The organism is Paraburkholderia sediminicola (assembly GCF_046026895.1).
Lineage (GTDB): Bacteria > Pseudomonadota > Gammaproteobacteria > Burkholderiales > Burkholderiaceae > Paraburkholderia > Paraburkholderia sediminicola_C.
This window is the reverse complement of sequence record NZ_JAQQEU010000141.1, coordinates 1-8,355: the sequence shown is the minus strand read 5'-3', so window position 1 is coordinate 8,355 and position 8,355 is coordinate 1. Positions and strand designations below refer to the sequence as shown.

Sequence of the window (8,355 nt, the reverse complement as noted above, 5' to 3'; positions counted from 1 at the left end):
AATCGCGTTGAAATGGTCCAGTGTTCTCGCAAGTGGCTCGCCTATCGCGCGCTGCAGTGTCCACCAAGCCATCATCGCCGCGCCGAGCGCTATCAGAATTCCCGCAACGGCTACGCCTACGAACCAGTGAGAGCGCGCTTGCGCGGCATTAAACGTCGCTTGGGCAGCGGAGACTTGCATGGCGGTCAGCGCATCCATGCCGTCGGTGACATCAATGAACATCGACGCCGGCGTGTGCAAGGCAACGTCAGTGAGCTTCGCTGAATCGTGAACTGGCGTCCCAAATTTAGTTCGTTTGACAGCCGGTTATTGTTGTAGACGGTAGTGAGAAGGTCGGCGGGCGGCCGTCCGTAGGGACAGCGACCCGCCGTGACTGGCTACTTCGGATCTCGCGCATCAGGCAATGCAAGGCCGCCCGATGCACTCGAACCGGACCACGCGACGACCTGCTTAATCGTCGTCGTCGTCGACAGCAGCAACTGTCTTCGAGCCTTCGGCGGCGACCTTCGAGTAGATCGAGTGCGGGACGGGATACGGCTTGTCACCCATCACGCCCTTCCACTGCACGCGATTGAACAGCTCCGGCGGAATACGATCTTCCTTGGAGAAATCGAAGTCCTTCGTCGCGTTCGCCCAGTACGTCGCGTCATGCAGCGGATGAATGTCCTCACCCTGGGCAAACTGGTTGCCGTCGGTGCCGCTCGCCACGTTGCCCACGTTCGTGCCCTTCAGGATCGTCGAAGCAGCGGCCGTGTACGTCCACGAACCGTCCGACTTCGTGTCGAACAGGTCGGTCATCGGCTTGGCGTAGGCCGTGTTCAGGTCTATGTGCTGGGTACCGAGCACGTCTTCCATGGTACGGAGCGCGTTGACCTGGTTGTAGGCGGTGCTGACGACGGCGTGCTTCTTCACGTACGCGCCGACGACGTAAGCGGGCGAGCGGTGCGAGTCAACGTGATCGGAACCGGCTTGCGAGTCATCCTCGACCACCACGATCAGCGTGTCCTGCGCATACGGGCTGTGCGCGACCGTCTCGACCAGCTTGCCAACCGCGAAGTCGTTATCGGCTTCTTCCTGCTCAGCCGAACCCATCTGGCCGACGTTCTGCGCAAAGCTGCCGGTGTGGTCGGAGCCCATGCGGACGAATTCAAACGACGGGAGCTGGCCGTTCGCGACGTACTGCTGGAACTCGCGGTTCCATTCGAGTTCGCGGAAGGTGTCGGGATAGGCCTGGTCGAAGCCGCGGTAGTACGGGTCCGTCAGGTTGACGAGCGAAGGCTTGAGCGGGTGGGCCTGGACGATGTTGGCACCGGCCGGATTGAGCAGCGGGTTGGCGATCGTGCCGATCGTGCCGACGTTGTTGACCATGCCACCGTAGTTGCGGACCGAACCGCCGGCTTGCAGAACCGCGTCGTAGATGCTCGCTTTCTGATAGCCGAACGGCGCATCCGGCACCGTCACGTCGGCGATGCCCGGCAGCGCGTTGGCCGCGCCGCCCGGCTGCGACGACGTGGTGCTCGTGAAGCTGCCGTTCGTGGCGAAGTCGCGCATGGCGGTGGTGGGGAGGCCAACCGGCAGACCGCGGTTGGAGCCTTCGGATTCATACGCCATGCCGCGGCTGACGCCAGCGTAGTTCTCCTGCTGCGAAACTTCCTCGGTCGGCGTGACGTGCGCATGCTGCACCCACGACCAGCCGTCCATCGAGCCGTCGCCCGGATCGGTGAAGTTGTCGAGCGTGACGAAGTTGGTGGCGATGTTGTGGAAGTTCGGCGTGGTGGCCTTGCCGAACATCGTCAGCGTCGGATCGCCGTTCGAGCCATTGCCGAGGTCGCCGAGGATCTGGTCGTACGTGCGGTTTTCCTTGACGACGTAGATCACGTGCCTGATGCGAGCGCGCAGGAAGTTCATCGTTTCGCGATCGCTGTCCGTTTCCTTCACCGAGTAGTGGTTATTTTCGTCCACCTGGGTGGTCAGCTGGGCAAGCACATCGCCCGTCGGGACCGGGGCGCTGACGAGGCTGCTCTGTTCCAGGCCGAACTGGTACTGGTCCTTGGTACCCGCGGTGTAGAGCGGGTTCGGGCCCGTGACCGACTTGCCGTTGATGAGGTACATCTGCGAGCCATCGGCGCTTAGCGTGATGTCCTTCGGCGCATAGGCGGTCGGGATCAGACCGTCGACATGGTAGCCGTTCTCGCCAGTGAGCGAGATCACAGCGATCGAGTTGTCGCCGTTGTTGACCGCATACAGGGTCTTGCCGTCCTTCGATACGGTCACATTGACCGTATCGCGGCCGCTGTATTTCTTGTTGTTGCCGCTGCCGTGGTCGTTGCCGTCGCCATTCTGGCTGGCGATGTCGATCGTTTTCTCAACCTGGTGGCTGGCGGTATCGATGACGGCGACCTGGTCGGCGTTCGATACGGCGACGTAGAGCTTCGACTGATCAGGCGAGAAGGCCATGCCGTATGCATTGCCCTTCACCGGAATGCGCGTGATGAACTGCGGCGCGGCCGGGTTCGCCAGGTTCAGCACCACGACTTCACGGTCACGCACCGACGAGATGAACGCGGTGCCGTCGGCCTTCAGCGAAACCGCCCACGGGTATTCGCCACCGGGGACGCCCTGCTGGCCCGACGTGTTGAACGGACGCAGGTCGTATTCGGACACGAGCGTGTTCGAGCCCGTATCGATGATGGAGATCGAATCGTTGTAGTTGTTGGCAACGACCAGGTTCCGGCCGTCAGCGGAGACAGCCAGACCGCCGGCGTTCGGCTTGACGCCCGAACCGATACCCTTCGTGTGGTTCAGTGCGATGGCCGCGGTCTGGGACCATTGGGCCGACGGGGCAGCCGAAGCGCGTTTATACGCATAGACCGTGTCGTCGGCGCCGCCGGTGCCGTACAGGGTCTGGTTGCCGTTCCAGGCGAGACCGTCGAAGGCGTTGTTCTGGTGAATGGCTTGCACCAGCCTCGGGTTGGCCTTGTTCGCGCCCGACACGTCGTAGATGAAGATGTACTGGGTCGAGTCAGCCTTGTCCAGCGTGCTGTTGTTGGCGCCCGTGTAGACAGTGTTGTAGCCAGCGGTGATCACGGCCAGCGTGCTGCCGTCCGGGCTGAGCTGCGACTTGATGGCACCGCTGACCACCTGGGTCGACTTGGCCGAAAGCTGCGGATTCAGCAACTGCTGGACGGCGCCCGGAATGGCTCTCGGGGAGATGAACTGGCCGGTGGGCAACAGTTCCATGCTGCTTTGAGGTGCCGCGCCTGCTTGAAGGGATGGGAAGAGTATAGAGCCAGTCAGTAATCCTAATGTAATGCCAGACTGAATCAGATTGCATTTTTTCATTTTATATTTCCAGAAAACAAACAGAATTGAAATCTCTGCTCCTGAACCTCTCAGATCTGTTCTGTTACTCCTGATCTAGAATTTGGAACTGCTTGCGCTGAACTTTCCTGTCCCTCAGCCAGAAGAATTTAACGTTTGCGCATGTCAGAAACGTGAATCAAGGCGTCGCGGAAAAAAATGCGGATCGACCGCCGCTGATCAATTCTACGAACTGGCAACATAAGCAGTACTTCGCATATCGATCAACTTTCCTCCGCGAGCCTTACTGCGACAAAACCGCGGAGGTTTCAGCTGAGAGTCGGATGTCGAAGCCGGAAACCAGCAACCAACAAACCATCCACCATGAGCAAGTTGGCGGAAAAAAGAAGTCGCCGGTCTGTCGGCAGCCGGTCTGGGGCTGTTTCGTTGCGCATGCGATTCGTTTTGTCGACGCAAGTTATATCGCACCGCCTTGATGCGACAGAACCGCTTATACCTTCGTATAGGCAAGTTACGCTAACGTGGCACTGGCATATCCCACCGTAGAGTAGATTAGCGCTTCGGCAAAACCTACTCTACTCGCTACGAAGAACCGCTTGGCGGAACGGCGGCGCATATCGCGGTTACTGCGGCGGCTGTCCAGTCGGCAACATGACCAAGCCACGCGACTACTTGAGAGCGATGGAAGGGTTAACAAAAGTTGGAGACAAATGAAGACCGGTAGATATCGCTATGTCGTCGCCTTGCTGCTGTTCGTCGCGGGTGCCATCAATTACATGGACCGCGCGGCACTCGGCGTCGTCGCGCCGATCATCAACAAGGAACTGAGCCTCTCGCCGTCGGAGCTGGGCATCGTGTTCAGCAGCTTCTTCTTCGGCTATTCTATCTTTGCGTTCGTCGGTGGCCACCTGGCCGACAAATATGGCCCGCGCCACGTGTTCAGCTGGGCGATGGGCAGCTGGTCGATCTTTTGCGGCCTGACCGCGGCCGTGACCGGTTTCGGCACGCTGCTGCTCTCCCGCGCGCTGTTCGGCTTCGGCGAAGGTCCGATGAATTCGACGACGAACCGCGCGATCACCAACTGGTTTCCGCGTCACGAAACCTCGACGATGATCGGCTTCACGTTCTCCGGTCAAACCGTTGGCAGCGCGATCGCGGGGCCGATTGTCGGCCTGATCGCGGTTGCGTACGGATGGCGCACCTCATTCGTGATCATCGCTGCGCTCGGGCTCGTCTGGATCGTTGCATGGCGTTTGTTCGCGACCGACAAGCCCGCCGAGAACCGCCGCGTCGGCGCAATGGAACGCGAGATGATCGAAGCGAGCCGCAGCGCGATTCATCCCGCAGAAGCCGGCAACGACAGCATGCCGCTGCGCAGCTACCTGATGCGTCCGAGCACGCTCGCGCTCGGCGTCGGACTGTTCGCGGTGAACTACACGCTGTTCGTGTTCATCTCGTGGATGCCGAGCTACTTCACCAACGCCCTCCATCTCGACATGAAGCAGATGAGCGTCCTGAGCGCGGTGCCGTGGGCGTGTGGCGGGATCGGCTACTTTGGCGGCGGCCTGGCCGCCGACGCCTTCTTCAAGCGCATGAAGGACAAGCTGCTCGCTCGAAAGATCTCGGCGGTGGTGCCGCTCGCGCTCTCGGGTCTGGCGATGCTCGGCGTCAGCATGGTGGATTCCACCGCGCCAGCGGTGGTCCTGGTCGCGTGCGCCGTGATGTTTCTCACGGCGTCTTCGCAGGCGTGCTGGGCCACCATGCACGAGCTCGTGCCGGGGCGGCATCTCGGTGGCGTGAGCGGGTTCGTGCACCTGATGAGCAACATCTCCGGAATCGTCGGCCCGACGATGATGGGCTTCGCGGTGCAGTACCTCGGTGGCTATGGCAGCGGCTTCATGCTCGGCGCGGCTATCGATCTGATCGGCGTGCTGACGATGATCTTCGTGATCGGCTCGCCTAAGCTGGGCAATGCGGTCGAGACGACCGGCACGGTGGCCTGACGGCCTCGCGTCAACTTGCCGAAGACGCCGGTAAGCGATGCGATGAAAATGCACGACACCAGCGTCGGCGGTTATCGCAGCGTTCCTGCCTGGAGCGCCGGTGATTTTGCCGCAGTGCTGGCGAGAGGTCGTTCACTCGGAGCCGACCACCGGTGATGGCGCGCGTGGCATCACTGCACGGAGGAACATCGCGTCGGCGGTGGCCGCCGCCGTGACGATGTGCCCGCACTGGTTCCGCGACCTGCAGGTACTACTGGTGGTATCGACGGCGAACGCGCGCTACGTCGAATTCTTCCGGCGATCAGGTGCTGAATTCAAAGGCGGGACGGCACATGGCGCGCGAGATGGTTTGGATCATTCACCAGGACCAAACCAAAATGGCCTGTGGATACGTGTGCGCGCGAATAGCAGTGGGACTGAGTTCGGCCAATCGTTGTCGCTCGTCCATCCCACTAAGCCATCATTCAAACGGCTGGTCCACTCCGAAACCCGCGGGATGCCCATGGAAGGATTTCGGCCGAAGCTGTCGTTCGTCCATCTACACGTCAACGTCGGTTAGGTTCCTCAGCTGACAACGGTTGATCAACCCGGCTGGACGGCCGCTTTGACCGTCGCAGAGCGGCAGTGCAGCCCCGAAGCAGACGGCCAGCCGCTATTGGGGACCGTTGTCCATCCGAACCAATACGGGTCCTTAGGATTCGCCTGGAAACATGAACCGACCTTCAACTGTGGCAGACCGGTCTGACCTGCCGACGCGGTTAACGCACTTTTTTCGCTTGGCGTGGCAACCGGCTCCACGGCGAAGACCAGCAGTCGAACCTGACTTACGGGGTCAGTGCAGCCGTGGATAGCAGTTTCGAGATATTGGGAAAGGACGGCGATCGTGCCTTCTTCAGGAGGTGGCACGTAAGCGCTGACGGCACGCGAACTTCCGTGCTAGCGACGTGGTCCACAGGCGAGCCCCCGACGGCTGCCAGCCAGGATCGCCTGTCGCACGAATACGGCTTAAAGGACCAGCTGGATAGGGCATGGGCGGTGCGGCCGCTGGAGCTTGTGCGTCAAGGCGATCGGACCGTGCTGGTATTCGACGACCCAGGCGGTGAGCCACTCGAGCGGCTGTTGGGCGCGCCGTTCGAAACGGACCGATTCGTGCGACTGGCGGTCAGCATTGCCGCGGCGCTCGGCGAGGTCCATCTGCGCGGCCTTGTCCACAAGGACCTCAAGCCGGCCCATATCCTTGTCGACGAATCAACCGGATCAGTGCGGCTCACGGGGTTTGGCCTCGCCTCACTCCTGCCGCGCGAGCGCCAATTGCCCGCACCGCCCGAGACCATTGCCGGCACCCTCGCCTACATGGCGCCGGAGCAGACTGGCCGGATGAATCGCTCAATCGATGCGCGCAGCGACCTTTACTCGCTCGGCGTCACGTTCTACCAGATGCTCACTGGCTCGCTGCCGTTTACTGCATCTGAGCCGATGGAGTGGATCCATTGCCATATTGCGCGAAACCCGGTACCACCGGGCGAGCGGGTTAAGCGCGTTCCGGCGCAAGTCTCACGCATCGTCATGAAACTGCTCGCCAAGACCGCCGAGGAACGCTATCAAACGGCGGTTGGCCTCCAGCATGATCTTCGCCGTTGTTTGACTGAATGGGAAGCGGTTCGCCAGGTCAATCCATTTCCGCTGGGCGAACGCGATATCTCCGACCGGCTGCTGATTCCCGAAAGGCTGTATGGGAGAGAGCGCGAAATCGCGACCTTGCTCACCGCCTTCGATCGTGTTGTCAACGAAGGTACTCCGGCGTTGGTGCTGCTCTCTGGCTATTCCGGCATCGGCAAGTCCTCCGTCGGCAATGAACTGCATAAGGTGCTCGTCCCGCGCCGCGGGCTCTTCGCATCAGGCAAATTCGACCAGTACAAACGAAATATCCCTTATGCGACGCTGGCTCAGGCCTTCCAGAGGCTTGTCTCACAGATTCTCGGCAAGAGCGACACGGAGATGGGCCAATGGCGCGCCGCATTACAGGAGGCGCTGGGTCCGAATGGCCAGCTCATGGTCTCTCTCGTCCCCCAGCTGGCTCTCATAATCGGTGAGCCGCCACCGCCCCCTGACCTTCCGCTACAGGACCAGCAGGCCCGGTTCCAGATGGTATTCCGGCGTTTCCTCTGCGTGTTTGCCAGGCCGGAGCACCCTCTAACGCTGTTCCTCGATGATCTGCAGTGGATGGACCCGGCAACCCTTGATTTGATCGAGCATCTGATTGCGCACCCCGACGTGCGCCACTTGCTGCTGGTCGGGGCCTACCGTGACAACGAGGTTGGTCCCGCGCACCCGCTAGCGCGAACGCTGGCGAGACTCCGCGGCGCCGGCGGGCGGGTGCGGGAGATCGTGCTGGCGGCCCTGGGTCCGGAGGATGTGGCGAGGCTGCTGGCGGATGCGCTGCACATGGAGCCAGGGCGCGTACGACCATTGGCTGACCTGATGTTCGAGAAGACGGCTGGCAATCCGTTCTTTACGATCCAGTTCCTGCTCGCCCTGGCCGAGCAGGAACTACTGACATTCGATTCCGGCATGGCGGCCTGGACATGGGACCTGCCCCACATCCGCCTCAAGGGATTCACCGACAACGTCGCGGATCTCATGGCGGCGAAGCTGCGCCGCCTGCCACGAGCGACTCGGAAAGCCCTAGGACAGCTGGCCTGCCTGGGGAATGTCGCAAACGCGGACACACTCGCTCTGGTGCACGCGGAGGGCGAGGAGGCGACGCGCGCAGCGCTGTGGGACGCCGTGCGTTCCGGCCTCGTCGTGCGCTCGGATCGTACCTATACATTCCTTCACGACCGTATCCGGGAGGCTGCGTATGAACTCATCCGCGAAGGCGCGCGGGCGATGGCGCATCTCCGAATTGGCCGCGTTCTCGCGACCCGGACGCCCGCGGAGGACCTCGAGGAAAACATCTTCGATATTGTGAACCAGTTCGCACGCGGCGCGGCACTGATCAACACGCAGGAGGAGCGCGAACAGGTCGCCC

Annotated in this window: 5 protein-coding genes and 1 pseudogene; 4 read left to right on the top strand and 2 right to left on the bottom strand. The window is 61.5% G+C overall.

Going from position 1 to position 8,355, the window contains the following annotated elements; genetic code table 11:
- Nucleotides 1-222 (bottom strand): annotated as a pseudogene (locus tag PQR02_RS38845) (methyl-accepting chemotaxis protein); the annotation flags it as partial.
- A 228-nt stretch (nucleotides 223-450) separates the two neighbouring features.
- Nucleotides 451-3,240 (bottom strand): bifunctional YncE family protein/alkaline phosphatase family protein, encoded by a 2,790-nt coding sequence (locus PQR02_RS38840; RefSeq protein WP_408243131.1) that lies wholly within the window; start codon nucleotides 3,238-3,240, stop codon nucleotides 451-453.
- 254 nt (nucleotides 3,241-3,494) lie between these two features.
- On the opposite strand from PQR02_RS38840, the gene PQR02_RS38835 reads away from it, so the two are divergent.
- The 4 genes from PQR02_RS38835 to PQR02_RS38820 form a co-directional block, all read left to right on the top strand.
- Nucleotides 3,495-3,797 (top strand): hypothetical protein, encoded by a 303-nt coding sequence (locus PQR02_RS38835; RefSeq protein ID WP_408243130.1) that lies wholly within the window; start codon nucleotides 3,495-3,497, stop codon nucleotides 3,795-3,797.
- 234 nt (nucleotides 3,798-4,031) lie between these two features.
- A complete protein-coding gene (locus PQR02_RS38830; RefSeq protein ID WP_408243129.1) occupies nucleotides 4,032-5,324 on the top strand; it encodes an MFS transporter in 1,293 nt (430 codons plus the stop codon).
- A gap of 100 nt (nucleotides 5,325-5,424) precedes the next feature.
- Nucleotides 5,425-5,883, top strand: coding sequence for a hypothetical protein (locus PQR02_RS38825; protein WP_408243128.1), 459 nt, complete (start codon nucleotides 5,425-5,427; stop codon nucleotides 5,881-5,883).
- 284 nt (nucleotides 5,884-6,167) lie between these two features.
- Nucleotides 6,168-8,355 (top strand): ATP-binding protein (locus tag PQR02_RS38820; RefSeq protein WP_408243127.1); only part of this gene is annotated, 2,188 nt, incomplete at its 3' end.

Coding starts and splice junctions, on each gene's coding strand:
- PQR02_RS38840 (WP_408243131.1), bottom strand. CDS start 3,240: ATGGAACTGTTGCCCACCGGCCAGTTCATCTCCCCGAGAGCCATTCCG.
- PQR02_RS38830 (WP_408243129.1), top strand. CDS start 4,032: ATGAAGACCGGTAGATATCGCTATGTCGTCGCCTTGCTGCTGTTCGTC.